This window comes from Actinoalloteichus caeruleus DSM 43889 (assembly GCF_000429185.2).
Lineage (GTDB): Bacteria > Actinomycetota > Actinomycetes > Mycobacteriales > Pseudonocardiaceae > Actinoalloteichus_B > Actinoalloteichus_B caeruleus.
The window spans coordinates 5101250-5125203 of record NZ_AUBJ02000001.1; the positions used below are offsets into that span (position 1 = coordinate 5101250).

Genomic DNA, 23954 nt, shown 5'->3' on the forward strand with positions numbered 1-23954 from the left:
CCGGGCGGGGCGGACGTCGGGCGGCTCGTGGTGCCCCGGTCGCCGAACCCCGCCAGGAGGGGCGGCGGCGAGGGGCGGCGGGTGGCCGTGGATTGGCGGGCACGGGTGGGTGCGGGCGGGGCAGCGTGGTCCGCGGCGTCCCCGGGAGGCCCCGGGGACGCCGTCGGGCGGGTTCGGTGGACGTCAGAACCGGTCGGGTACCAGGGCCAGCGTCTGGATGGCGGCCAGGCCGTACTGGGCGCTGGCATTGGTGGACACGAAGTCGGTCTCGTCCACCGGGTTCAGCGCGGACGGGCCTTCCACGCGGCGTCGTTCCCAGGTCAGGTCCCGGGGGTAGCCGGCCTCGCCCCGGTAGAACTCCTCCTTGGCGCGCTGGGCCAGGTCCTCGTCCCCGAGCCGGTTCGCCGCGTAGGCGGTGAGCCGGCAGTGCGCCTGCCGGAGGTTGAGGTTCCCCAGGTGTCGTCCCAGTTCGGCCTCCTGCTCCTCTCGCGAGGCGTTGTACAGCCGGCAGTACCCCAACCATGCCTCGGCGAACCCGGTCTCCTCCGGCACGAGCCTCACCAGTTCGGAGCAGATCTCGGTGAGGCCGTGCACGGCGCTGAGGTGGGAGGCCCTGGCCACGTCGGAGTCCGAGCTGTACGCCCCGGTGTCCATGTCGTAGCGGACGTCGTCGGTGAAGAAGCCCCTGGAGAGCTCCCCGATGGTGCGCATGCTGGTCAGCAGCTTGTCCCGGTAGGTGTCGTCGCCGCCCCGTTCCCACTCGGCCAGCCAGGCGGCGGACAGCGCCCCCCAGTCGGTGCCCAGGCCGATGGCGAGGGCGTTCGGGTCCGGGGCGTACTCGCCCTCGCGGATCTTGCGGATCGGGTCGAGGGTCAGGAAGGTCCGGTCGGCGTCGACGAGCTCGCGCATGAGGTCGCCGACGCGTTCGTCGGCGGTGAGGAAGTAGTAGAAGCGCCGGTAGGCGACCGTGCTGATCCGCACCTGCTTGGCGCTGCACCCCCAGTGCTGCACGTTGTGGCGCGTGCCGAGCCCGGCGTAGGGGCCGGAGTGGTAGACGTCGGTCTCCCCGGTGTGCCGGGTCATCGCCTCGGCCATTCGGAAGACGTCGGCCCGGCCGCTGCGCAGGTAGGAGTACCAGAGCCACAGGTCAGGCGAGAGTTCGGAGTTGTCCCACGCGTACCCGCCGATGTCGTACCGCCAGGTGTGCCGGTCCCCGTCGTAGGTGTGCATGACGTCGCCGTAGTCCCAGAACCCGTACCAGTGGTGCTGGTCGACCTGGTCGCGGTGGAACTCGAAGAGGAAGTCGAGCCGGTCCTCGATCTCGGCGCGTTCCGGGGTGGACCGGTCGACGGGGGCCCAGTCGCCGAACACCCCGGCCCGGTGGTGGTGTTCGGGCGTGGTCACCAGCTGCGGGGGCGTGCGGACGGTGTCGGCCATCGCCACCAGGCGGTCCGCCTCGGGGGTCGCGTCCAACGCCCAGAACATCAGTTCGCTCGTCCTGGCGATGCCCTCGGCGGTGCCGAAACCCGGCTCGTAGTCCTCGTAGGTGATCTCCAGGCCCTCGCGTTGCTCGGGGTAGTCGTCCATGCCGAGGCCGTCGTGGTAGAACCGCACGTCCATCGGCGGGGCGTCGGGGGACCACAGCCAGACGGTCACCTCGGCCTCGTCCCCGGCGGCCCCTCGGACGTCCAGCTGGGTGGGGCACTTCTGCCAGAAGTCGCGCATGCCGAAGCCGAGTCCGCCGCTGACCCCGCCGACGTACCCGAAGCCGGCGGCCCGGTGACCGGAGTCGACGGTGATCCAGGCGTGCCCTGGGCTGGTGCGTTTGCGGATCTGGAAGCCCTCGGAGGTGAGCTGGGCGAGGGTGAAGTCCCCCCAGGTCGGGATCAGGTGCAGTCGGGTCCGCACGTTATCGGGGAAGGTGTCGACGGGCGGGGTGGCCCGTCCGGCCACCTGCGCGTCCCGCACCTCCTGGCCGGGGTCCCGGCGCAGCCCGGTCAGTCCTCGCACCGCCTCGGAGAGCAGGCCGTGCCCGTCGCCGACGAGGCGGACGTGCCGGTCGTGCGGTTGGTCGCGCATCACCACGCGGAACCGGATGCCCAGGGCCCGGATGAAGTCGGAGGAGCCGTTGGAGTCGAACACGAAGGTGTGCATCATCCGGACGTGTTCGGCGCCGGCGTAGAGGTAGAGCCGGACGGTGAAGGGCAGCCACTCGCGGCCTCGCTGGCCGCGGTGGGTGCCGGTGATCCGCACGACCGCCCGGATCGGGCCGTCCTGCTCCACCTCGACGCTGTCGATGTGGCTGACGAACCTGGCCCGGCGGGTGCTGCCGTCCTCGGAGTCCTCGACGCCGTCCTGCCACTGGCAGACCAGTTCCCCGCCCCGCGCGATCTCCCGTCCCCCTCGGCTCATGGAGGCGATGAGGGTGGTGCCGGAGCGGTTGATCCGGCAGCGCAGGACCCCGGTGTCGACCATGACGTGGTCGGCGCGTTCGGTGACCCGCACCTTCGTGCGGGGTGCCAGGCCGGCCCCTGGTTCGAGGACGTACTCCTCGGCGGCGGGGGCGGCGGCGCCGATCGCGCAGGCCGACCACTTCAGCGACCCGTCCGGCCAGTAGCCGATCGGCCAGGTCTGCACCGGGACTCGGTCGCCGCCGGCGGTGCGGAGGGAGAAGGACTGGTCGGCGGGCAGCGTTCCCTTCGGCCAGGACACCCCCCAGGTGCTGCCCACGTTCTCGGTGGGGGTGGACTCCAACCACCGGATGGGGGCGGGTCTGGCGGCGGGGACGTCCTCACCGTCTGCGGCGGTGGCCTGGGAGGCGAGCAGCCACGGCAGTTGGGTGGCGGCTCCGACCGCCGCGGTGCCCTGCATGAAGGTGCGTCTGGCGAAACCGGTCATCGGTGATCAGCTCCTCGTCGTTGGGGGCTGGGGGGAGGGTGGGACCGGGTGGGATGTGCTGGTCCTCGGCCCGCCGGGGCCGTGGCCAGCCGGGGGCGGGTCAGGTGATCAGCTGGCGGGCTTCGGTCATCAGCTGGGCGGCGCCCTCCTCGACGGTGAGGTTGCCGAAGTTGACCGAGTCGTAGATCCGGCTGAAGTTGCGCTTCAACGACCCGGAGCCCCGCGGCGGTGGGGGCGGGGCCTCCCCGAGGGCGTCGGACACGCTCTCCTCGAACTCGAAGAGCAGCTCCTCAACGCCGGACAGGTCCTCCGCGACGGCCGCGCGCACCTCGGCGTTCGGCGGGGTCCCCCGGGTGGTGCCCAGGATGCGGCCGGCTTCGACGTCGTTCATGAGGAAGTCCACCAGCATCGCGGACTCGCGCGGGTGCTCGGTGCCGGCGCTGACGCTGATCTGGATCGAGGTGGAGGCGTACGCCCCGTACTCGCCGTTGCGGCTCGGCCACGGCGCCAAGGCCATCTCCTCGCCGAGGATCGGGAAGAACCCGGCCGAGCTCCCGAGGTAGCTCAGTTCGGCGCCGGCGGTGCCGGACGCCAGCGGGGACGTGTCGAGGTTCCCGCTGATCTGGGTGGTGATCTCCACGGGGGTCGCCGCGCCCTCGTCCCGCATCTCCTGCGTGTAGGTCCAGTAGTCGACGAGGTCCTCCTCGGTGAAACCGATTTCACCGTCGTCGGTGTAAAGGATCTTGCCGTCCTGGAGGAGCCAGAACTGGAACCAGTCGATCGCCCAGCCGGGATCGGTCAGCCCGTGGACCTCCCCGTCGGTGTGTTCGCTGATGGTGCGGGCGGCCGCCCGCAGGTCGTCCCACGTCCAGCCCATCTCGGGTGGTTCGAGTCCGGCCTCGGCCCACACCCGCGAGTTGTAGGCGACGGTCTGGGTGCTGCGGCCCAGCGGGACGGCGAAGCGCCCGTCCCCGGTCTCCCCGGACCGGAGGCCGGCCGGGTCGACGTCGTCGATGTCGAGGACGTCACCGGTGAAGTCGTCGAGGTCGGCGAGGGCGCCGCGTTCCGCGTACTCGCGCAGGTAGCCGGCGTCCATCTGCAGGACGTCCGGTGCGCTGCCACCGGCGATCTGGGTCGACATCTTCTCGAAGTAGGAGTCGAACCCGGAGAAGGAGGTCTCCACGGTGATGCCCTCGTGTCGGCTCTCGAAGAGCTCGACCGCCTCCATGGTGGCGTTCGCCCGGTCGTCGTTGCCGTACCAGGTGAAGTGGATGGTCGCCGTGCCGGAGTCGTCGGCGGTCGACCCGCAGGCGGCGAGGCCCAGGGTTCCGGTGACCGCCAGGCTCGCGAGCAGGGCCGTGGTCGTCGTGGTTCGGCTTCCACCCCGCAGGGGTACGTCAGCGCGCATCGCGGTTCTCCTCGGTTCGGGCGCGGCCGCGTCGCCGGACCCGTGCCTGGAAAACTAGTATGGAAACGTTTTCCGTCAATCACGTCATCGACCTTGACCGGATGCGGTCAGCGCCGGTGGGGGTGGGGTGCGGCGTTTCGTCGCTACCGTGGCCCGAACCGAAACGGAAGGGGCTGTCGACGTGTCGCTGACCGGGGAGGACCGCGCGCTCTCGCCCTACACGGGGTGGACACGCGCGCACTGGGAGGACCTGGCTGATCGGCTGCTGCTCGCGGTGCGGCCGCACGCCTCGGCCTCGTCCGCGCTCGTCCGGTTACCCGGGACGGCGTCCCGCTCCGGGGAGTGGAGCGACGGGTTGGAGGGCTTCGCGCGGACGTTCCTGTCCGCGGCCTTCCGGGTCGCCGGGGCGGGCGGGAACGACCCCCACGACCTGCTGGGCTGGTATGCCCGTGGGCTGGCCAACGGCACCGATCCCGACCACCCCGAGCGGTGGCCCCGGCTGACCGAGCTGCGGCAGGCGAGGGTGGAGGCCGCGTCGGTGGCGATCGCGTTGCACGAGACCCGGCCCTGGTTGTGGGACCGCCTCGACCAGCGGGTCCGGGACCAGGTGGTGGCCTGGTTCGCCCCGTTCGTGGGAGAGCCCCCGGTCGACAGCAACTGGGTCTGGTTCCAGACGATCGTGGAGGCCTTCCTCCGCTCCGTCGGCGGTCCGTGGTCGCGGGAGGACATCGAGCGCAACTGCGCCATGACCGATTCGTGGCATCGGGGCGGTGGCTGGTACACCGACGGCGGACGCCGTTCCTTCGACCACTACTGCGCCTGGGCCTTCCACTTCTACCCGCTCTGGTACTGCCGGATGTCGGGAGGCACCGAGCCGGGGGTGGCCGAGCTGCGGGCGCGCTACCAGGACCGGCTCCGGTCCTTCCTCGGCGACTACGCCACCCTGGTGGGCGGGGACGGGGCGCCGCTCTTCCAGGGCCGGTCGTTGACCTACCGCTGGGCGACGCTCGCCCCGGTGTGGACGGCGGCCTTGTTCGACTGCTCCCCGTTGCCCGCCGGCCAGCTGCGGAGGTGGGCGAGCGGCACGGTCCGGTACTTCCTCGACCGGGGGGCGCTCGACACCGACGACCTGCTCACGACGGGGTGGCACGGCCCGTTCCCGCCGCTGGCCCAGTGGTATTCGGGCCCCGGTTCGCCCTACTGGGCGAGCAAGGGGATGGCCGGGCTGCTGTTGCCCGGGGACCACCCGGTGTGGACCGCCGTCGAGGAACCGATGGCCATCGAGCGGGGGGACGTGGCCCGTGCGCTGCCGGCCCCCGGCTGGCTGGTCTCCGGGACCAGCGCGGACGGGATCGTCCGGGTGGTCAACCACGGCACGGACCGCGCGGCGACCGACGAACCCGCTGTCGACCGCCCCGTCTACACCGCCTACGGGTTCTCCACGGCGACCGCGACCGTGCAGGACCCCGACACTGGACTGCGCCCGGGCCGTGGGCTGGTCGCCGAGCCGGTGGACTCGGCCGTCGTGCTGCTCGACGCCGAGGGGCGGCCCTCCCACCGGCCGCCCGTCCAGTCGCTGGGAGTCCGTGCCGGGGGTGCCCTGTCGGCGTTCTCCCGCCACCGGGCCCACTGGTCGTCGGTCGAGGGCGGGGAGGACGGTGACCTGGTCCCGGGTCCCTGGTTGACGGTCGGGTCGGTGGTGCGCGGCCCGTGGGAGGTGCGGTTGGTCCGGGTCGACGCGCCGGGCACGGATCGCCCCGAGGGCGGTGCGCCGTCCGGCGGGGCACTCCGGTTGCGGATCACCGGGTGGCCGGTGGCCGGGGACTCCGCGCCGACCGAACGGCGGACGGCCGGGGGGTGGAGGCGAGCGCGGGAGGTCTCCGCAGCCTGCTGGCCGGACCCGGCCCCGCCGACGCCGACTGGGCCGTGGGCACGATCACCGGGCAGGGCCGTTCCGCGCTCGGCTCCCGGCACGCGGTGCCCGCCGCCACCACGTCCTCGGTGCGGCCGGGGCGGTGGTACTGGGTGGTGGTCGGTCTGGTGGGGGACGCCGAGCCGGTGCCGGGGCCGGACGCGGGGAGCTCGGCGACGGCGGGCGTCCTCCCCGGGTCGCGCTCGTCGAGCGGGGCGGGCAGGTCGCCGTGGAGTGGCCGGACGGGCAGGCGCACACGGTCCCACTGCCCTGATCACCCCCGCCGCGCCGGCACGTCCCGCACGGTCGTGGTGACCGTGCGGGCCGAGGGGGTCAGTCCGTGCTCGCCGAGCCCCCCAGGGCGGACCGCTCCGCGCCGGGAGCGGGGGTGGCGGGAGGCGGGGTGCCGTCCGCGTCACCCCTGGCGGCGGTCCCGGTTCCGCTCGTGCCATCCCCCTCGGCTTCGCCGTCGGCCGGCCGACGGCCCTCCTGCCAGAAGACGAGCACCGCGAAGGCCAGCACACCGCAGGTGGTGAAGATGTCCGCGACGTTGAAGACCGCGAACCAGTCCACGGCGATGAAGTCGACGACGTGACCGGTGAGCGGGCCGTCCTCGGCGCGGAACAGCCGGTCGGCGAGGTTTCCGCAGGCACCGGCGACCACGACGGCCAGCAGCAGCTGGTTCGCCAGGCCCTCCCGCCTGCGGACGTGCATGACCAGCCAGCCGATGAGGAACAGCACCACTCCGATCAGCACGACCGTCAGCGCGGGGCCGATCTCGCTGCCCATGCCGAAGGCCACCCCGGGGTTGAAGACCAACCGGAAGCTGGTGGTCGGCAGCAGCGGGATGACCGTGCCGTCGCCGAGGGCCTCGAGGGCCCACCACTTGGTGAGCTGGTCGAGGGCGATGCCCAGGACGACGGTGACCGCGACGAGGAGGGCGCCGGTGCGCACGGCCGGTCCGGTCACGGCGGGTGCTGGGTCGGTGCCGACGGTGCCCTCGGCGGTGTCCGTCGCGTCGGCTGCGCTCATCGGGGCGCCGCTCCCTTCGAAGGTCGGTTCGGGGCTGGCGCCCCCGCCGGCGGGGAAGCCGGACAGCGTCGAATATATGGGACATGCCCTCTGGTGCCGGTGGGGTGAAGCGCACCCGCCGCACCGGGGCGACCCGCGTCCGACGTCGAGTGGTGTCCGTCGGACGGGTGGTCGCCGGCCGAGGGGCCCGTTCCGGCCGGGCCGGAACGCCCGGCGTCGGGCGGGTGGCTCGTTAGGGTGCTCCGGACGGTTGGTCGTCGTCCCGTCGTTCCCGCCTCCGGCGGGGCGGGGCCGGATTCAGGGAGTCGCTCGTGCTCGTACCAGGTCTGGTGTCGGTCACCTTCCGGTCGCTCGGCGTGCCCGAGATCGTGGATCTCGCGGCGGCGAACGGCTTGTCGGCGGTGCACTGGGGTGGTGACGTCCACGTCCCCGTCGGCGCCTTCGACCGGGCGGTCGACGCCAGGGCGCGGTGCGCGGACGCCGGGCTGGAGGTCGAGGCGTACGGCTCCTACTACCGCGCTGGTGACACCGACCCGGGCGAGTTCGCCCGGGTCGTGGCGACGGCCGAGGAACTGGGGGCTCCCGCGATCCGGGTGTGGGCCGGGGTGGCGGGCTCGGCCGAGGTGGACTCGGAGCGGCGCGCGGCCGTGGTCGACGACCTCCGGCGGTGCGGTGAGGTGGCGGCCGCCCGGGGGATCCGGGTGGTGGTGGAGTACCACCCCGGGACCCTGACCGACGACCCGGGGTCAGCGCGACGGCTGTTCGACGAGCTCGACCCGGCTGAGGTCCGCTCCTACTGGCAGCCGGGCGCGGAGCCGGACCCGGCGGTCTCGGTGCGGGAGATCGAGGCGCTGTCGGACCGGATCGACGGCGCGCACGTGTTCTCCTGGGGCCCGGGGGGCTTCCACGACCGGCTGCCGCTCGCCGAGCGGGCCGACCACTGGGTTCCCGTGCTCGAGCGGTTGGCGGGTGGACCCCGGCGGCACGTGCTGCTGGAGTTCGTGCGGGACGACTCGCCGGCGGCCTTCGCCCGGGACGCCGCGACCCTCCTGGAGTGGCTGCGCTGAGCGGTGCCGGGCCGCCGGAGGGGCCGGGTCGATGCGGGCGGGGGAGGCCGGCCCCGGCCCGGTGCGGCGTTCGAGGTCCACCGCCGGAATTCCCCGCGCCGGCTGGCGGGGTTCGGGCCGTGGAAAGGGTGTTCGCGGTGCTGCGGTACCGCTGTTCGGCGGAAGGGGAAGGGCTCTCGTGGGGTGGTTCCGGCGCTTCGAGTAAGCGTTTTCCCAACCTTGCCGGAAACCGTTGACTTCCCGGATTCCCGCACTATTTTCGACTGTCAGGACCCGGGGCACTCGCGTTCTCCGCAGGAGTCCCGAAACCGTGCCGGATGTTCGTTCGGCGCGGCTGGAGACGGTCCGCAGCCGAGGTCGCAAAGGAGCGCAGGGTGCGAAGATCCATTGTTCTGACGGGAGCGGTCATCGCCACGGCCGCGTTGGCCGCCCCCGTCGCGGTCGCCGACACCACGACCACCGGGGCACCCGACCTCGGTCGGCAGGTGCTCGGTGAGCGCGACGGCTGGGCGGCCGCCGAGGGGGGAACCACCGGTGGTGCCGCGGCCGAGGACGACGCGGTGTTCCACGTGGGCAACCGCGCCGAGCTGGTCGCCGCGCTCGACGGCGGCAGCCCCACCCCGAAGATCATCTACGTGGACGGGGCCATCGAGGGGCACGAGGCGGACGACGGAACGCCGCTGAGCTGCGCGGACTTCGCCGACCCCGACTACTCCCTCGATGACTACCTCGCCGCCTACGACCCGGAGCACTGGGGCTACGAGGAGGAGCCGCACGGTCCGCTGGAGGACGCCCGCGACCGGTCGATGCGCAACCAGCGGGACCACATCCAGGTCCGGGTCGGTTCGAACACCACCCTCGTCGGCCTGGGCGCGGACGCCGAGATCCGGGGGCTCAACCTCTCGGTGCGGGACGCGGACAACGTCATCATCCGCAACATCACCTTCGAGGCGCCGGTCGACTGCTTCCCGGCCTGGGACCCCACCGACAACGAGGCGGGGGAGTGGAACTCGGAGTACGACGCCGTCGAGCTGCACGGCGCCACCCACGTCTGGGTCGACCACAACACCTTCCACGACGGTCGGTACCCCGACAGTTCGCAGCCGTGGTACTTCGGCCGCCCCTACCAGTGGCATGACGGCCTGCTCGACATGGTGCGGGAGACCGACCTGGTGACGGTGTCCTGGAACGTCTTCCGGGACCACGACAAGACCATGCTGATCGGCAACTCGAACAGCCGCTTCGAGGATCGGGGGAAGCTCCGGATCACCCTGCACCACAACGTCTTCTCCGAGACGCTGGAGCGTTCGCCCCGGGTCCGGTTCGGGCAGGTGCACGTCTACAACAACTACTACGAGTCGATCGACGGCCTCGGGTACCACGTCGGTGTCGGGGTGGAGTCGAAGGTGGTAACGGACAACAACTACTTCCGGTTGGGTGAGCGCTTCACCGCCGGCGACGTCGTCTACGACTGGGGCGGCACCGCCATCCGCACGCGTGGCGACGTGGTGGAGGACCAGGACGGACGCCGCCGCGTCGACCTCCGTGCCGAGCACAACCTCGCGCACGGCTCGGAACTGTCCGCCGACGTGGGCTGGGTCCCGCGTTGGCACGAACGGATCCACCCGGCCTCGGCCGTTCCCGGACTGGTCCCGGCCCGCGCCGGTGCCGGCCGGGTCGGCTGACGCCCCCACCGGTCACGTCCCTCCCGGCGGCGTCCGCGAGACCGGACGTCGTCGGGACCACCGGGACGTACCGCCAGCAGTGTTGTTTCCTCCCCGGAACGACCGGAATTTCCCCCGTTCCCGTGTCGCGGGGTCGGTTGTCCGGTAATCCTTCTTTCGGGCGCGCAGGTGTCGAAGCGTGAAGGAAGGTTCTTCCGTGGCTGAGATTGACCCGTTCTCCGAAGGCCCCCTTTTCCCGTTGCTCGCCGTCGGAATGTGTTTCGTCGGTTGTCTGCTGGGAGTGTTGTCGCTGAAACGGGCGCGGCGCGGGCCGACCGCGTTCTCCCGGGCCAGATGGGTCGTGCTGGGAGCGTTCGCGTTGGGCGGCACCGGGGCCTGGGCCGCCCACTTCGTGGCGATGCTGGGTTTCGCGGTCGTCGGAACACCCATTCGGCACGACGGGCCGCTGACGTTGCTCAGCGTCGGCGTGGCGGTCGTCGCGAGCGGGTTCGGCCTGGCCATCCTGGCCGGGGGAGGGCGGGCACCGCTCGGTGTCCGCGCCGTCCTGGCGGGCACGGTCGTGGGTCTGGGCGTCGCCGCGATGCACTACGGCTCGATGGCGGCGTTGCGCATGCACGCGGACCTCACCTTCGATCGCGCCGTGCTCGGCGCGGCGGTGGTGGTCGCGCTGTCCGGGTCCGTCATCGCGCTGTGGACCTCGGTGGCGCAACAGGGCCGGGTCTTCGTCACGATCGCAGCGATCTGCCAGGCCGCGGCGGTCTGCGGGATGCACTACCTGGTGATCGCGGGCACCAGCGCGGAGCTCACCGAGGCGACCGGGCCACTGCCCGGCACTGTCTCGTCCGACCTCGGTGAGCCGCTGCTGCTCGTGCTGAGCGTCGTCACGGTGGTGGCGTTGATCCTCGTCGTCACCGCCCCGAACGCCCGCGAGGAGCAGGAGGAGCGGCGGGTGCTCGCCCGGCTGGCCGAGCGGTCCGGTGCGGACCCGTGGGCGGAGGTGCTGGGCTCCGGCCGGGGTTCGTCCGGGCCGAGCCGGGACGGGGAACGGGCGACGGAGGACGACCGGTGAGCCGCACGCGCCCCTGACCGGCGGGCCCCGCTCCCGGTCGCCTTCCGGAGCACGGCGCCTAGCTCGGTGAGGAGACCCCCTGCCGGGTGGGCAGCGTGGTGTCCCGGGGGGAACCGGCCGCCCAGGGAGCACCGAGCTCGGAGAAGAGCCGCAGCTCGGCGGCCGACCTGGCGACGACCGTGTCCACCCCGTCGATGATCGGGCGCCACCGCTGGCCGGTGCCCTCCTCGCGGTAGTACCGGGGGTCGATCGCCCTGGCCGGCCCGTCGAGCCGGATCTCCTCCATCGCCCGCATGAAGGTGTGGCTGCCGGCCGAGGGGGAGAGCAGCGGGACCGACGGGTCGGCGAGGTGGTCGACGAGGTTGGCCAGCAGGTTGGTGCGGGACAGCACCCGCGCGCGGGACTGGGCGTCGTCGGTGACGGGCCGGGCGCCGGGGAAGGCGCTCCCCGTCTCGACCAGCAGCTGGTCCCGGGTGTACCAGACGGTGATGCGCCCGGACTCGCCGTGCAGGATCAGGTACGGGTCGCGGGTGCGCTCCGCGCACACGGTGACCGCGACGACGATCGGCAGGCCGTCCGACCTGGTCAGCCGGACGCACGCGGTGTCGTCACCCTCGATGGGGTGGGCGTGGAAGCGCTCCAGTTCCACCCGGCGCACGTCGCCGGCCCGCTCGGCTCCGCCGAGGCGGAGCGCGGAGGCCACGGCGTGGGCGAAGGCGTTGGTGAGGGCGCCGTCGGTGACCGGACGTCCGTCGAGCACCATCCGGCCCGCCCAGGGCGCCCGCTGGTAGTAGGCGGTGTCCCGGATCCAGGTGCCGGCCGCGCCGATGCCGAGCAACCCACCGATCGTCCCGGAGCCGACCAGGTCGACCGCCTCGGCCAACGCCGCCGAACCCAGGCTCTGGAAGCCGATCTGGCACCGCCGGTCGGTCTCCTCGGAGACCGCGAGGAGCGTCTCGAAGTCCGCCAGGGTCGGCGTGGGCGGTTTCTCCAGCAGGACGTGGGAGCCGGCGCGCAGCGCCGTGACGGCGAGCGGCAGGTGGGTGTGGATCGGGGTGGCCACGATCGTGACGTCGGGGCGCTGTTCGGCGAGCAGCGCGTCCAGCTCCGGTGACACCGGGACCCCGTCGAAGGCCGCGAGGGTCTCGGGGGCCGGCGGCACCGGGTCGCACAGCCCCACCAGCCGGACCAGGCCGCTCTCGCCGAGCGCGGCGATGTTGTCGAGGTGGACCCGGCCGTAGCCGTGCGCGCCCACCTGGAGTACGCGAGTCGGGGTGGTCACCCGTGTTCCCTTCCGGTCACCGCCACGGCGGCGAAGACCAACAACCCGCACACCAGCGGGACGAGCATGAGCGTCTGCCCGGCGATCACGTAGCACGCGAAGGCCGCGCCGAGCAGCAGCAGGCTGCCCACCGGGTCGCGGACGGTCGCGGTACCGGCGGCCTCCACGGTCTCCCGCCAGCCGGTGTCCGGCGTCCACAGCACCGCGGCCCGCAGCCCGACGACGAGCAGGGCCGCGCCGATCAGCCACAACACCGGTTCCACCACGTCGGCGCCCGGGGCGCCGGAGGCCACCGCGACGGCGTTGACGCCGAGCAGCAGGGCCAACCCGAGGGGGGCGACCAGGACCAGCCACTGGTGGCGGATGACCGCCAGCAGCCGGGCGAAGTAGCCGCCGATGGTGAAGGAGGTGTCCTCGCGGACCCGTTGGCGCAGCAGCCCGCTCCCCGCGGTGATCGCCGCGTACGCGGTGACCAGCGGGAGTGAGGAGACCAGCACCAGCAGGCCGAGGTAGAGGCAGTCCGCGAACAACGCGAACCGCTCTCCCACCACGGTCGTCCGGTTCTCGGGCGCCCGGGTCTTGGAGGACACCGCCATCACCTCTCAGCCCTTGAGTCCGGTGGTGGACACACCCTGCACCAGGAACCGCTGGAACGCCAGGAAGAACAGCCCGATCGGGATCAGGGTGAGCACCGACATGGCGAACATCGGTCCGTAGGCGGAGACGCTGGTCTGGTCGATGAACAGCCGAAGCGCGAGCGGGAGCGTGTAGTTGCTCGGCGTGCTCAGGTAGATGAGCTGGCTGAAGAAGTCGTTCCAGGTCCAGATGAAGGTGAAGATCGCCGTGGTGATCAGGGCGGGTCGCACCAGCGGCAGGATGATGTGGAAGAAGATCCGGATCGGTCCGCAGCCGTCGATCCGCGCCGCCTCGTCCAGTTCCCTGGGCAGGCCCCGCATGAACTGGATGATGAGGAAGACGAAGAACGCCTCGGTGGCGAGGAACTTGGGCAGGATCAGCGGCCAGAAGCTGTCCACCATCCCCATCTGCTGGAAGATGATGTACTGCGGGATCAGCACCACGTGGTACGGCAGCATGATGGTGCCGATCATGAACGCGAACATCAGGCCGCGCATCCGGAACCGCAGCCGCGCGAAGGCGTAGGCGGCCAGCACGCAGGACACGACGTTGCCGGCCACCGAGCCGATGGCGACGAACAGCGAGTTCCCCAGGTAGGACCAGAAGCTGACGCCGGCGATCCCGTCGAAGGCCGCCGTGTAGTTCTCCAGGGTGGGGTTGTTCGGCAGGATGCTCAGGCTCGTCACGACCTCGTCGGCCGGTTTGAACGACGCCGCCACCAGCCAGATGATCGGGTAGAGCAGGAGCAGCACGATCGCGGTGACGATGACGTGCCAGACGACGGGCCGCCAACGACCGGTCCTCGCCTTCGGGGTTGGCGTCGCGGCCTGCTTCGGAGGTGTCACGGTCGCGGTGCTCATCACTTGTCCTCTCCGCTGTAGAACACCCACCGGCCGGAGCTCCAGAAGAGCAGGCCGGTCACCAGAGCGATCACCAGCAGCAGGAGCCACGCCATGGCCGAGGCGTATCCCATCTGGAAGTCGGAGAAGCCACGCTGGTACAGGTACAGGGTGTAGAAGAGGGTGGAGTCGGCCGGGCCACCCTGCCCGTTGCTGACGACGAACGCCCCGGTGAAGGCCTGGAACGAGTTGATGATCTCCATGACCAGGTTGAAGAACACCACCGGCGTGAGCATGGGGAGCGTCACCGAGGTGAAGGTCTTCCACTTGCTCGCGCCGTCCACGGCGGCCGCGTCGTAGAGGTCCTGCGGGATCTGCTTGAGGCCCGCGAGGAAGATGACCATGGGCGCGCCGAACTGCCACACGGCCAGGATGACGATCACGATGGTCGCGTACTGGGGCTGGTTGATCCAGCCGCCGGTGTTGATGCCCACCTTCTGGAGCAGGGTGTCGACCGTCCCGCTGTCGGTGAACAGCGCCCGCCAGACGAGGGCGATCGCGACGCTGGCACCCAGCAGGGAGGGCGCGTAGAAGGCGGATCGGTAGAAGCCCTGGCCCTTGCGCGGGCGGTTGAGCAGCATGGCGACGGCGAGGGCCGCGGCCAGCTTCAGCGGCGCCGACAGCAGGACGTAGCGCAGGGTCACCGACACCGAGCTGAGGAACCTGTCGTCCTCGGTGAACAACCGGACGTAGTTGTCCAGGCCGACCCATTCCGGGGCGGTGAACAGGTTGTAGTTCGTGAAGGAGAGGTACAGCGAGGCCACCATCGGCCCCACGGTGAGCAGCAGCGCCCCGATCATCCAGGGCGTGAGGAACAGGTAGGCGACGCCCGTCTGCCCTTTCGCGTTCCTCTTGCGACGTGCCTGGTCCCGCTTGCTCTCCTGCGGCGGGGGCGACGTCACTGCTTCGACTTGTTGAGCGACCATGTGTTCACCTATCCCAGGGGGTGCCCGGCTCACCGGGCACCCCCGCCAACTGACTCGCGTCAGAGCTCCTGTTGTGCTCGGTTGAGGAACTGGTCCGCGGCTTCGTCAATGCTGATCTGTCCGAACGCGACCACCTGGTTCAGCCGTTCCCACTCCCGCTTCAGCGTGCTGTTGCCGGGCGGGGGCGGTGGCGGGGTCTCCTCCAGCTCGTCGGCGAGCAGCTCCTCGTACTCGTAGACGACCTCGTCGGCACCCTCCAACTCGGCGCCGACCGCCTCGCGGACCGACTCGTTCACCGGCATGCCCCGGGTCGTGCCCTGGATCTTGCCGGCGTCCTCGTCGTTGAGGAGGAAGTCGACGAGCGCGGCGGCGGCCTCCTTGTGCTCGCTGCCCTCGGCGACGCTCACGAGCATCGCGGGTTTGGCGAACTGGCCGACCCGCTCGCCGATCCTCGGCATGGGGGCGAGCGCGACCGGCCTTCCGAGCACGGAGAAGAAGCTGGGAACGGTGCTGTCCCAGCTGAAGTCGGCGAACGCCAGGCCACGCGAGACCGGGGAGTTCTCCACGGCTCCGTCGATCTGCGCGGTCACCGAACCCTCGGTGGAGGCTCCCTCGGAGCGGAAGCGGTCGAGCAGCTCCATGTACTCCACGACGTCGGCGCGCTCGAAGGCGAGCTCGGCGTCCTCGGTGTAGAGGTCCTTGTCCTGCTGCCGCAACCACACCTGGAAGGTCTCCCAGGACCAGCCGAAGTCGGTGAGCCCGACGCTCTCGCCGTCGGTGGCATCGGCGAGTTCGAGGGAGGCGTCGAACCAGTCCTCCCAGGTCCAGCCCGGTTCGGGGAGGTCGACGCCGGTCTCGGTCCAGCGTTCGACGTCGTAGGCGAAGGTGTGCGTGTTCTGCCCCATCGGCAGCGCGTAGAGCGCGCCGTCGATCTCGCCGGACGTGGCGAGCAGGGGGGTGATCTCCTCGGTGCCGAGCTGGTCCTCGCCGAACTCGTTGAGGTCCGCCAGCACCCCGCGGTCCGCGTACTCCCGCAGGTACGCGTAATCCATCTGGATCACGTCGGGCGGGTTGCCGCCCGCGGTCTCCGTCGCGAGTTTCTCGAAGTAGCCGTCGAAGGCGGAGTATGAGGTCACGACGTCGATTCCGGGGTTGCGCTCCTCGAAGAGCGCCACCGCCTCCTCGGTGAGCCGTGCCCTGTCGTCACTGCCCCACCACGTGAAGCGGATCGTGACGTCGCCGTCGCCGCCGTCGTTCGTGCCGCCGCAGGCTCCGACAGCGCCGAGGACCGTGAGCGCCGATAACACCGTGAGCCCTCTGCGCCATGGGGAGCTTCCTTGCACACCCATCTCCTGGCCTCCTGGGACGTAGAGGCCAGCCTGGCCTCCTGGGACGTAGCGGCGTTTCCACCGAGCCCCACGGCGCAGTGGAAAACGTTTACCGAAAACTAGGGAGCGTTGTTCGTGGTGTCAATCACATGACCGGAACAGGACACTCGAACGGCGGGCTCTGGTCAAGGGGGCGTCGGTCGGGGATGAACGGAGGGCCTTGGCGGCGAGGCGGCACTACGGTTACGGTGGAAAGCGCTTTCCCTGTGTGAGAGGTATGGAACTCATGGACAGTCACGTGCTGACAATCGCGATGAACGGGGTCACCGGCCGCATGGGCTACCGCCAGCACCTGCTGCGGTCGATCCTGGCCATCCGGGAGGAGGGCGGGGTCCAGCTGTCCGACGGGACCCGCGTCCTCCCCGAGCCGGTCCTCGTCGGCCGCAACGAGCGGAAGCTGCGCGAACTCGCGGACCGGCACTCCCTGAACCGGTGGACGACCGACCTCGACGAGGTGCTCGCCGACGAGTCGGTGTCGATCTACTTCGACTCCCAGGTCACCAGCGCCCGCGAGTCCGCGGTGCTGCGGGCGGTCAAGGCCGGCAAGCACATCTACGCGGAGAAGCCCACCGCCACCTCCCTGGAGGGCGCGGTCGAGCTGGCCAGGGTGGCCAGGGACGCCGGGGTGAAGACGGGGGTCGTGCAGGACAAGCTGTTCCTGCCGGGCCTGCTCAAGCTCAAGCGGCTGATCGACGGCGGCTTCTTCGGTCGCATCCTGTCGGTCCGGGGCGAGTTCGGGTACTGGGTGTACGAGGGTGACTGGCAGCCCGCCCAGCGGCCGAGCTGGAACTACCGCGCCGAGGACGGCGGCGGGATCATCGTCGACATGTTCCCGCACTGGCACTACGTGCTGGAGGCGCTGTTCGGCTCCGTCGAGGCGGTCACCGCGAAGGCCGTCACCCACGTCGACCGCCGCTGGGACGAGCAGGGCAAGGCGTACGAGGCCACCGCGGACGACGCCGCCTACGGCATCTTCGAACTCGCCGGCGGGGTCATCGCCCAGATCAACTCCTCCTGGTGCGTGCGGGTCAACCGGGACGAGCTGGTGGAGTTCCAGGTCGACGGCACCGAGGGCAGCGCCGTCGCCGGACTCCGGGAGTGCCGCGTCCAGCACCGGGCGATCACGCCCAAGCCGGTGTGGAACCCCGACATCGCCGTGCCCGAGCCCTTCCGGGAGCAGTGGCAGACCGTGCCGGACAACGCCGAGCTGGACAACGGCTTCAAGGTGCAGTGGGAGCAGTTCATCCGGCACGTCGTCGAGGACGCCCCCTTCCCGCACGACTTCCTCTCGGGGGCCCGGGGTGTGCAGCTCGCCGAGGCGGGCCTGCTGTCCTCCGCCGAGGGCCGCCGGGTGCCGATCACCGAGATCAGGATCTGACGGTCGGTCGGACGACGCCGGCCGCCGGCGGAACGGCGGCACCACACCTGGGCAACAGCGAACGGAGAGGTGCGCGAGGATGCGGGTTCTGGTGACGGGCGGCAGTGGCCGGCTGGGCCGCAGCGTGGTGCGGGCGATGGCGGACGCGGGCCACGAGCCGGTGTGCGTCGACCTGGTCCGCGCTCCCGACCAACCGGTGGGAGTGGAGACGTTCACGGCGGACCTGACCGACACGGGGGAGTGCTACGCCACCCTCGGTCGGTACCGGCCGGACGCCGTGGTGCACCTGGCGGCCATCCCGGTGCCGTTCGTCGCCACCGACCCCGACACCTTCCGCACCAACACCCAGCTGGCGTTCAACGTGTGCCAGGCCGCCACCGACCTGGGGGTGCGCACGGTGCTGACCGCCAGCAGCCCGACGGTCCTCGGCTACGGCAACCCGGCCGGGTGGCAGCCCGACCGGCTCCCGCTGGACGAGGACACCCCGGTGCGCCCGTGGAACTCCTACGCCCTGTCCAAGGTCGTCGCGGAGGAGATCACCCGTTCCTTCGCCCGCCGGTGGCCGGAGCGCGCCGCCTTCCACTGCTTCCGGCCCTGCTTCGTCGTCTCGCCGGAGGAGTGGGAGGGCGCGCCCACCCAGACCGGACACCGCATCCACGACCGGCTGGACCGCCCGGAACTCGGCGCGGTGTCCCTGTTCAACTACGTCGACGCCCGGGACGCCGGGGAGTTCACCGCGGTCCTGCTCGAACGGGCGCACGACCTGCCCCCCGGCCAGACCTTCTTCGTGGGGGCCCGCGACGCGCTCGCCAGGCAACCGCTGGCCGACCTGCTCCCCGCGCACACCAGCGTGCCCGAGGAGGTGGCCGCCCCGCTGACGGGGGACACCCCGGCGTTCCGCGTGGCGAAGGCGGCCCGACTGCTGGGCTGGACCGCCGCCAGGAGCTGGCGCACCGAGCTGCGCTGAGTCCCGGCCGGAAGCCGGCAACACCGATCCGCACAACGTGAGCGAGCACAGGAGAGAGTCGTGAAGCTCGACAGGGTTCTGTTCTTCCCGGTCACCCCCTTCGACGCACGGGGCGCGGTGGACACGGAGGTCCTGGCGGAACACCTGCGGCGCAGCCTCGCCCACCGGCCGGGCGCGGTGTTCGCCGCCTGCGGCACCGGCGAGGTGCACGCCCTGTCGGTCGCCGAGCAGGCGACCGTGGTGGCGACGGCGGCGGCGGTCACCCCGGAGGACATCCCGGTGTTCGCCGGAGCCGGTGGCCCGCTGCCCACCGCGCGGGAGCAGGTGCGCGGCGCGGCCGACGCCGGGGCCCAGGCGATCCTGCTCCTGCCGCCCTACCTGGTCAACGCCCCCCAGCGCGGCCTGGTCGACTACGTCCGGACCGTCGCGGAGTCCAGCCCGCTGCCCATCGTCTTCTACCAGCGGGGCAACGCGGTGCTCACCGTCGACTCGGCGGTCGAGGTGGCGCGGATACCGAACGTGGTGGGCATCAAGGACGGCGTCGGCGACCTCGACCGGCTGCACGCCATCGTGCTGGCCGTGCGGGACGCGGTGGGGGAGGACTTCCTCTTCTTCAACGGCCTCCCGACCGCCGAGCTGACCGCGGGCGCCTACCGGGGCATCGGCGTCGACCTGTACTCCTCGGCGGCCTTCGCCTTCGTCCCCGAGGTGTCGGCGGCCTTCCACGCCGCCCTGGGCGGGGATGAGGACCTGGTGTCCCGACTGCTGACCGGCTTCTACCAGCCGCTCGCCGCGCTGCGGGACACCACGCCCGGCTACGCGGTCGCCCTGGTGAAGGCCGGTCAGACGCTGCGGGGCCTCGACGTCGGTCCGGTCCGCCCGCCGTTGGTCCCCCCGACCGAGGAGGACCTGCGAACCCTGTCCGAGCTGATCGACACCGGACTGGGGATCGTCGGAGCGGCCTCGCCCGCCCGGTCCTGACCCGAGGCCCGAGCCGACCGTCCCACCGACCACGTTCCCGAGGAGACCCCACCATGCGTGTCACCGACCTGGGCACCCGCACCTACCGGGTTCCGCTCGACCGGCCCTGGGGGCCGGGAGTCGACCACCAGTACCTCGTGGTGACGACCCTGACCACCGAGGACGGGTCCACCGGCACGGGCTTCGCGTGGACACCGAGGATCGGCCCGGCGGCCGTCGACGCCTTGCTGCGCACCGACATCCGCGACGCCCTCGTCGGCACGGACCTGGCCCGCCCGGAGGTGCTGTGGGACCGGCTCTGGCACCACCTGCACGAGGGCGGTTCCGGAGGGATCACCACGATGGCCCTGGCCGCCGTCGACATCGCCGCCTGGGACCTGGTCGGCCGCCGCGCCGGTCTGCCCCTGGTGGACCTGGTTGGCCGGCGCAGGGACACCGTGACCTGCTACGGCAGCGGGGTGAACCTCCACTACGGTCGGGACGACCTCGTCGCCCAGGTCCGCCGGTTCGTCGAGGCCGGCCACCACGCGGTGAAGATCAAGGTCGGGTCGCCCGAGCTGGACCGGGACCTCGACCGGGTCGCCGCCGTCCGGGACGTCCTGGGTGAGCGTGGCCTGCTGATGCTGGACGCCAACCAGCGGTGGGACCACCCGACGGCGGTGCGGGCGATCCGGGCGCTGTCCCGTTTCGACCCCTACTGGATCGAGGAGCCGTTGCTGGCTGACGAGCTGCCGGGCCTGGGCCGGCTGCGCGCCGACACGGGAGCCAGGATCGCGGTGGGGGAGAACCTGCGCACGGTCCACCAGTTCCGGGACGCGCTCGTCGCGGGCGCGGTCGACTTCGCCCAACCCAACGCCGTGCGCGTCGGCGGGATCACCCCCTTCCTGCGGATCGCGGAGCTGGCCAGGGTCTTCGGTGTTCCCACGGCTCCCCACCTGCTGCCGGAACTGTCGGCGCAGCTCGCGCTCTGCGTGCCCCTCGTCTCCATGGTCGAGGACATCGACCGGGCGTCCTTCGGGGCGCTCGGCGCCCTGGCGGAGCCGAGTGGGGTGACGATCAGCGCGCCGTCGGTGACGGCCGCCACCGCCCCCGGGCACGGCCTGGTCTTCGCGACCGACCGGATGGAACGGGTGTCGGGCGCCTGAGCGGGGGACCGTTCCCGCTCAGGCGGCACCGCGCGGCCTCGTGACCTCCGGTGGGACGTGGCCCCCGTCGCCGCGTCGGCACCGGCACCCGGGGTGTTCGCTGAGGGCGTAGCAGCGCCGTGGTCGGTCCCCGACCGGCACACGGCCCGCCACGATCCGCGTCGGCGTCCCGCTGACCAGCCAGCACCCGTCGGGGATCGCCGCGCGCGCTCTTCGCCCGCCGCCTCCGTCTACTAACGGTGTCCGACCAACTGCTTGGAGTAGTGATCTTCGGGTGGTTGGCTGAGCGGCATGGACAGGAGAAGGAACGGCGTCCCGAGCCCGTTCACCAACGCGGCGGCCGGTCGCCGCGGACGACCGCGAGCCCCCGCACGGCGGTCGGCCGGGCGGCGACCAGGTGGGGCGCAACCGTTATCGATCCGCGCTGGTTCGGTGCGGCCCCGGAGGTGGACCATCAGCTCGGGGGCCGACCGACACGGGGTACCGGGGGACGTCATGACGGACGACGCTGGGGGACGGTTACCGGAGACGCGCACGTTCGAACCGCCGCCGGTCGCTCCGGGACCGGTGCGGTTGTTCGCGGGAGTGCTGTCCTCGGTGCTGCTGTCCTCGCTGCTGGTCACCACGCTCGTCGGTGTGGTACCGCACGAGGCTTCGGCGGCGACGACCGTGGGCGCCTTCTGGACTGCCTGGTCGGTGTTCGCACTGGTCCTCGCGGCGCTCCTGCTGCCATCGGCCCTGCTGCTCGGCTGGCCGCTGGGGGTGCTCACGGCGCGGTGGGGTCCCCTCGCCGCGTCCCTCGCGTTCGCGGCGCTGGGCGCGGTCGTCGGGGTCGTCCTGCTGTTCGTCCTCGACGCGGTCGACACCGACGTGCTGGGCGGGGTGGTCGTCGCCCTGCTGGGCGGGGTGTCCGGTTTCGTCGGACGGCTGCTCAGCGACGTCGTCAGCCGGACACGGGGGCTGATGGTCGCGCTGTCCGTCCTGCTGGGTGCGCTGGTGGTCTCCGCCGCCCTGTGAGACCCGGGCCGAGGACCGGCATCCGGTGGTGGGGAGTGCGGGTCGGTCGAGACGACCGAGCCGCACTCGAGCCGGACACCGGCGGCCCTCGAACCGGCGACCGGTTCCGTCACCCGGGCGCGGTCGCACCCCGGAGGAAGTCACCGGCGATCCGCCCGCACAGCCCCGGGTGCTCGGCGATCAGCGATCGGGTGGCCTCGGGCAGGATCGCCAACGACGCCGTGGGCAGTCCTCGGTAGAGCGCCACCGAGTGCTCCAGGGACACGACGTCGCGGTCCCCGCTCATCACCAGCACGGGCACGTCCGCCCCGGCCAGGTCCTCCCGGCGCAGCGCCGGCTCGTTCGACATCATCGTCATCAGGCGCTCCCACAGGTCCTGCGCGTGCCCCGCGCCGTGCGGTGAGACCTCCTCGTGCGCCAGGGCGAGCGGTGCCGGGACCTGTCCCACGCCGTGCTCGGCGAGCGCCGCGCGGAGTTCGGGCACCAGCCCCTCATGGTGGAACACCGCCCCGACCAGGACCGCGCGCCGCACCAGGTCCGGCCGCCGGATCGCCGTCAGCAACGCCACCGTGCCGCCGTCGCCGTGGCCCAGGAGGTGGGCGGGGCCACCGACCACGTCCTCCAGGAACCGGATGGTGTCCTCGGCCATCGACGCGTAACCCGTCGGACCGGGCGCGTCGGGGCTCCGGCCGTGACCACGCCGTTCGGGGCGCAGGACCCGGAAGTGCGGGGTGAGATCGTCGAGCAGGCCGTCGAAGTCCCGGGAGTCACCGAGCCCGCCGTGGAGCAGCAGCAGCGGTTCCCCGGCTCCGTGGTCGTCGTACCAGGTGAGCACGTCGCCGATCCGCGCGTAGTGGCCCAAACCGTCCTCCAGGGAAAGGTGGTCCGCGTCCTCGTCGGTCGGGTCCCGACCGCCACCCGGGGCCGCGCGGTGCGCTCCGAGGTGTCCTCACCACCCCGGTCGGACGCCTCGGGGCCCGGGCGGGGGTGGGGCGTCGACCGGCACCCTCGGTGCCGTCGGCGAGGGTAGGAGCCGGCACCGACACGACGAGCGGGGCGAGTGGGAGGCTCCGGGGCCGAGCTCGCCGGGGATCACTCCACACCGGACGGGCAGCGGCTGGATCACCTCTGATGTGCGGGGCACCGGTCTCGACCCGGGGCGGGCGGGCCGGCGGGCGGCAGCCGGGCGGTGGTGGAGGGCCTGTCGCGTGACGCGTCAGCCCCCTGAGCGCCGGCACCGGGGCGGCCAGGCGGGCGTCCGCTCGCGTGGCCTGAGATGCCTCGGGACGGCGGGACGACCGCCCGTGCCCTGGCGGGGGACGTGGAGGGAGGCCGGGTCGCCGGGACGCGGAAGCCAGGGCCCGAGGCGTGGTCACTCGGGCGGCGCCGGGGGCTGCCGTCGTGGTTCTGGTTCCCCGCGACCGGTGGGGACAGCCGTGATGCGCGCACCGCCGAGCGGCGCCACCTCCGGCGGGAGGCGGCGCGCGGAGACGGGGTGGTGCCCGCCTCCGCGCGCCGAGGGGAGGCTCAGACCTCGCCCTCGAAGAAGACCGGGTCGCCGTCGCTGAACAGCTCGGGCGCGACCTCGAGCCGCAGGTCGCTGCTGCCCTCGGGGATGATCCAGCCCGCGCTCACGGTGACGGTCTCGCCGGAGGGGATGCTGCTGAAGCCCATCGCCGTGCCGTCAAGACCGCCGCCGCTGTCGAAGAGCTCCTCGGTCGGCCGGCCCCCGGAGGTCGCCTGGGTGTGGAACAACGCTCCGTCGTAGACCTCGTCCTTGCCGTTCTCGACGGAGATGTCGAAGGCCACGACGCGGCCGCCGTCGATCTCCTGGATGAGGTACTCGCTCGGCTCGTGCTCCCTCGGCTCCGAGAAGGTGACCAGCAGGCCGTCGAAGTCGTGGGTGTCGCCCCAGGTCGGGTTGCCGGCCGGCTCCTCGGCGGCGGCCTCCTGGGCCTGGTCCGCCCCCTCCTCGGCGGTCTGCTCGGCGGTGGTCTCGGGCGTGGTGTCCTCGTCCGAGCTGCCGCAGCCCGCGAGCAGGGCCAGCGCGGCGACGGCGGAGATGACGGGAGTCAGTCGGGTACGCACGGTGTCGTTCTTCCTCACAGCTGGTGTCTGGGTTATCCGAAGTATCGGAATTCGTCTCGCGTTCGAGTCGGGTTCCGGCGGGCCGTGGCTGAACCGAGACAGTTCGGAGTCCTGGGTGATACACCTCCCGCCTTCCGGTCCGCAGATCTGTTGAGGGGGCCACCGATTCCTCAGGT

The 23954-nt window shown here is 71.9% G+C and carries 19 protein-coding genes; 9 read left to right on the forward strand and 10 right to left on the reverse strand.

Annotated features, from left to right (window positions below; translation table 11 throughout):
* Positions 1 to 183: 183 nt before the first annotated feature.
* Positions 184 to 2898 carry an exo-rhamnogalacturonan lyase family protein gene (locus G443_RS20720; RefSeq protein WP_026419047.1) on the reverse strand — a complete coding sequence of 905 codons (2715 nt, stop codon included), beginning with the start codon at positions 2896 to 2898 and terminating at the stop codon, positions 184 to 186.
* 100 nt (positions 2899 to 2998) lie between these two features.
* Positions 2999 to 4306, reverse strand: a complete 1308-nt coding sequence (locus tag G443_RS20725; protein WP_051314001.1) for an ABC transporter substrate-binding protein — start codon at positions 4304 to 4306, stop codon at positions 2999 to 3001.
* 148 nt (positions 4307 to 4454) lie between these two features.
* Between G443_RS20725 and G443_RS20730 the strand changes: the two genes are divergently transcribed.
* Positions 4455 to 6533 (forward strand): DUF2264 domain-containing protein, encoded by a 2079-nt coding sequence (locus tag G443_RS20730; protein ID WP_253860258.1) that lies wholly within the window; start codon positions 4455 to 4457, stop codon positions 6531 to 6533.
* Positions 6534 to 6551: 18 nt separating this feature from the next.
* Here the strand turns inward: G443_RS20730 and lspA are convergent, their stop codons facing one another.
* Positions 6552 to 7250 carry a signal peptidase II gene (gene lspA, locus G443_RS20735; protein WP_026419044.1) on the reverse strand — a complete coding sequence of 233 codons (699 nt, stop codon included), beginning with the start codon at positions 7248 to 7250 and terminating at the stop codon, positions 6552 to 6554.
* 311 nt (positions 7251 to 7561) lie between these two features.
* Between lspA and G443_RS20740 the strand changes: the two genes are divergently transcribed.
* The 3 genes from G443_RS20740 (at position 7562) to G443_RS20750 (ending at position 11071) form a co-directional block, all read left to right on the forward strand.
* On the forward strand, positions 7562 to 8317 hold the full coding sequence (locus tag G443_RS20740) for a sugar phosphate isomerase/epimerase family protein (protein WP_026419043.1): 756 nt from the start codon (positions 7562 to 7564) through the stop codon (positions 8315 to 8317).
* A gap of 374 nt (positions 8318 to 8691) precedes the next feature.
* Positions 8692 to 10002: a pectate lyase family protein gene (locus G443_RS20745; protein WP_026419042.1), complete on the forward strand. Its 1311-nt coding sequence runs from the start codon at positions 8692 to 8694 to the stop codon at positions 10000 to 10002.
* A 196-nt stretch (positions 10003 to 10198) separates the two neighbouring features.
* On the forward strand, positions 10199 to 11071 hold the full coding sequence (locus tag G443_RS20750; RefSeq protein WP_081715464.1) for an MHYT domain-containing protein: 873 nt from the start codon (positions 10199 to 10201) through the stop codon (positions 11069 to 11071).
* Positions 11072 to 11129: 58 nt separating this feature from the next.
* On the opposite strand, the gene G443_RS20755 is transcribed toward G443_RS20750, so the two are convergent.
* Genes G443_RS20755 through G443_RS20775 form a run of 5 tightly spaced genes read right to left on the reverse strand, consistent with a single transcriptional unit; the run spans position 11130 to position 16121 of the window.
* Positions 11130 to 12353, reverse strand: a complete 1224-nt coding sequence (locus G443_RS20755) for a Gfo/Idh/MocA family protein (RefSeq protein ID WP_026419041.1) — start codon at positions 12351 to 12353, stop codon at positions 11130 to 11132.
* Positions 12350 to 12943: a hypothetical protein gene (locus G443_RS25605; RefSeq protein ID WP_155886146.1), complete on the reverse strand. Its 594-nt coding sequence runs from the start codon at positions 12941 to 12943 to the stop codon at positions 12350 to 12352. Before G443_RS25605 ends, G443_RS20755 begins: the two co-directional genes overlap by 4 nt.
* 12 nt (positions 12944 to 12955) lie before the next feature.
* The gene (locus tag G443_RS20765; protein WP_026419040.1) at positions 12956 to 13849 is read right to left on the reverse strand and encodes a carbohydrate ABC transporter permease; all 894 of its coding nucleotides are present in this window, start codon (positions 13847 to 13849) and stop codon (positions 12956 to 12958) included.
* Positions 13849 to 14814: a carbohydrate ABC transporter permease gene (locus G443_RS20770; RefSeq protein ID WP_051313997.1), complete on the reverse strand. Its 966-nt coding sequence runs from the start codon at positions 14812 to 14814 to the stop codon at positions 13849 to 13851. The genes G443_RS20765 and G443_RS20770 overlap by 1 nt, the downstream gene beginning before the upstream one ends.
* Before the next feature lie 59 nt (positions 14815 to 14873).
* Complete coding sequence (locus G443_RS20775; protein WP_026419038.1) at positions 14874 to 16121, reverse strand: ABC transporter substrate-binding protein; 1248 nt, start codon at positions 16119 to 16121, stop codon at positions 14874 to 14876.
* Positions 16122 to 16419: 298 nt separating this feature from the next.
* Between G443_RS20775 and G443_RS20780 the strand changes: the two genes are divergently transcribed.
* The 5 genes from G443_RS20780 (at position 16420) to G443_RS20800 (ending at position 21690) form a co-directional block, all read left to right on the forward strand.
* Complete coding sequence (locus G443_RS20780) at positions 16420 to 17580, forward strand: Gfo/Idh/MocA family protein (RefSeq protein ID WP_372492995.1); 1161 nt, start codon at positions 16420 to 16422, stop codon at positions 17578 to 17580.
* A 79-nt stretch (positions 17581 to 17659) separates the two neighbouring features.
* Positions 17660 to 18547 (forward strand): NAD-dependent epimerase/dehydratase family protein, encoded by an 888-nt coding sequence (locus G443_RS20785; protein WP_026419036.1) that lies wholly within the window; start codon positions 17660 to 17662, stop codon positions 18545 to 18547.
* Between the two features lie 60 nt (positions 18548 to 18607).
* Positions 18608 to 19528 (forward strand): 5-dehydro-4-deoxyglucarate dehydratase, encoded by a 921-nt coding sequence (locus G443_RS20790; RefSeq protein ID WP_026419035.1) that lies wholly within the window; start codon positions 18608 to 18610, stop codon positions 19526 to 19528.
* 53 nt (positions 19529 to 19581) lie between these two features.
* Positions 19582 to 20673, forward strand: a complete 1092-nt coding sequence (locus tag G443_RS20795; RefSeq protein ID WP_026419034.1) for a mandelate racemase/muconate lactonizing enzyme family protein — start codon at positions 19582 to 19584, stop codon at positions 20671 to 20673.
* A 495-nt stretch (positions 20674 to 21168) separates the two neighbouring features.
* Positions 21169 to 21690, forward strand: a complete 522-nt coding sequence (locus G443_RS20800; RefSeq protein WP_035292186.1) for a hypothetical protein — start codon at positions 21169 to 21171, stop codon at positions 21688 to 21690.
* Between the two features lie 109 nt (positions 21691 to 21799).
* On the opposite strand, the gene G443_RS20805 is transcribed toward G443_RS20800, so the two are convergent.
* Together G443_RS20805 and G443_RS20810 are read right to left on the reverse strand one after the other, a co-directional pair.
* Positions 21800 to 22552 (reverse strand): alpha/beta fold hydrolase, encoded by a 753-nt coding sequence (locus G443_RS20805; RefSeq protein ID WP_051313996.1) that lies wholly within the window; start codon positions 22550 to 22552, stop codon positions 21800 to 21802.
* A gap of 665 nt (positions 22553 to 23217) precedes the next feature.
* Positions 23218 to 23778: a DUF4352 domain-containing protein gene (locus G443_RS20810; protein WP_155886145.1), complete on the reverse strand. Its 561-nt coding sequence runs from the start codon at positions 23776 to 23778 to the stop codon at positions 23218 to 23220.
* Between the last annotated feature and the right edge of the window lie 176 nt (positions 23779 to 23954).

What these genes read in the sequence shown, in the direction of transcription:
- G443_RS20765 (WP_026419040.1), bottom strand. Translation starts at nt 13,849, where the DNA reads ATGAGCACCGCGACCGTGACACCTCCGAAGCAGGCCGCGACGCCAACC.
- G443_RS20795 (WP_026419034.1), top strand. Translation starts at nt 19,582, where the DNA reads ATGCGTGTCACCGACCTGGGCACCCGCACCTACCGGGTTCCGCTCGAC.
- G443_RS20785 (WP_026419036.1), top strand. Translation starts at nt 17,660, where the DNA reads ATGCGGGTTCTGGTGACGGGCGGCAGTGGCCGGCTGGGCCGCAGCGTG.
- G443_RS20780 (WP_372492995.1), top strand. Translation starts at nt 16,420, where the DNA reads ATGGAACTCATGGACAGTCACGTGCTGACAATCGCGATGAACGGGGTC.
- G443_RS20770 (WP_051313997.1), bottom strand. Translation starts at nt 14,814, where the DNA reads ATGGTCGCTCAACAAGTCGAAGCAGTGACGTCGCCCCCGCCGCAGGAG.
- G443_RS20725 (WP_051314001.1), bottom strand. Translation starts at nt 4,306, where the DNA reads ATGCGCGCTGACGTACCCCTGCGGGGTGGAAGCCGAACCACGACGACC.
- G443_RS20720 (WP_026419047.1), bottom strand. Translation starts at nt 2,898, where the DNA reads ATGACCGGTTTCGCCAGACGCACCTTCATGCAGGGCACCGCGGCGGTC.
- lspA (WP_026419044.1), bottom strand. Translation starts at nt 7,250, where the DNA reads ATGAGCGCAGCCGACGCGACGGACACCGCCGAGGGCACCGTCGGCACC.
- G443_RS20800 (WP_035292186.1), top strand. Translation starts at nt 21,169, where the DNA reads ATGACGGACGACGCTGGGGGACGGTTACCGGAGACGCGCACGTTCGAA.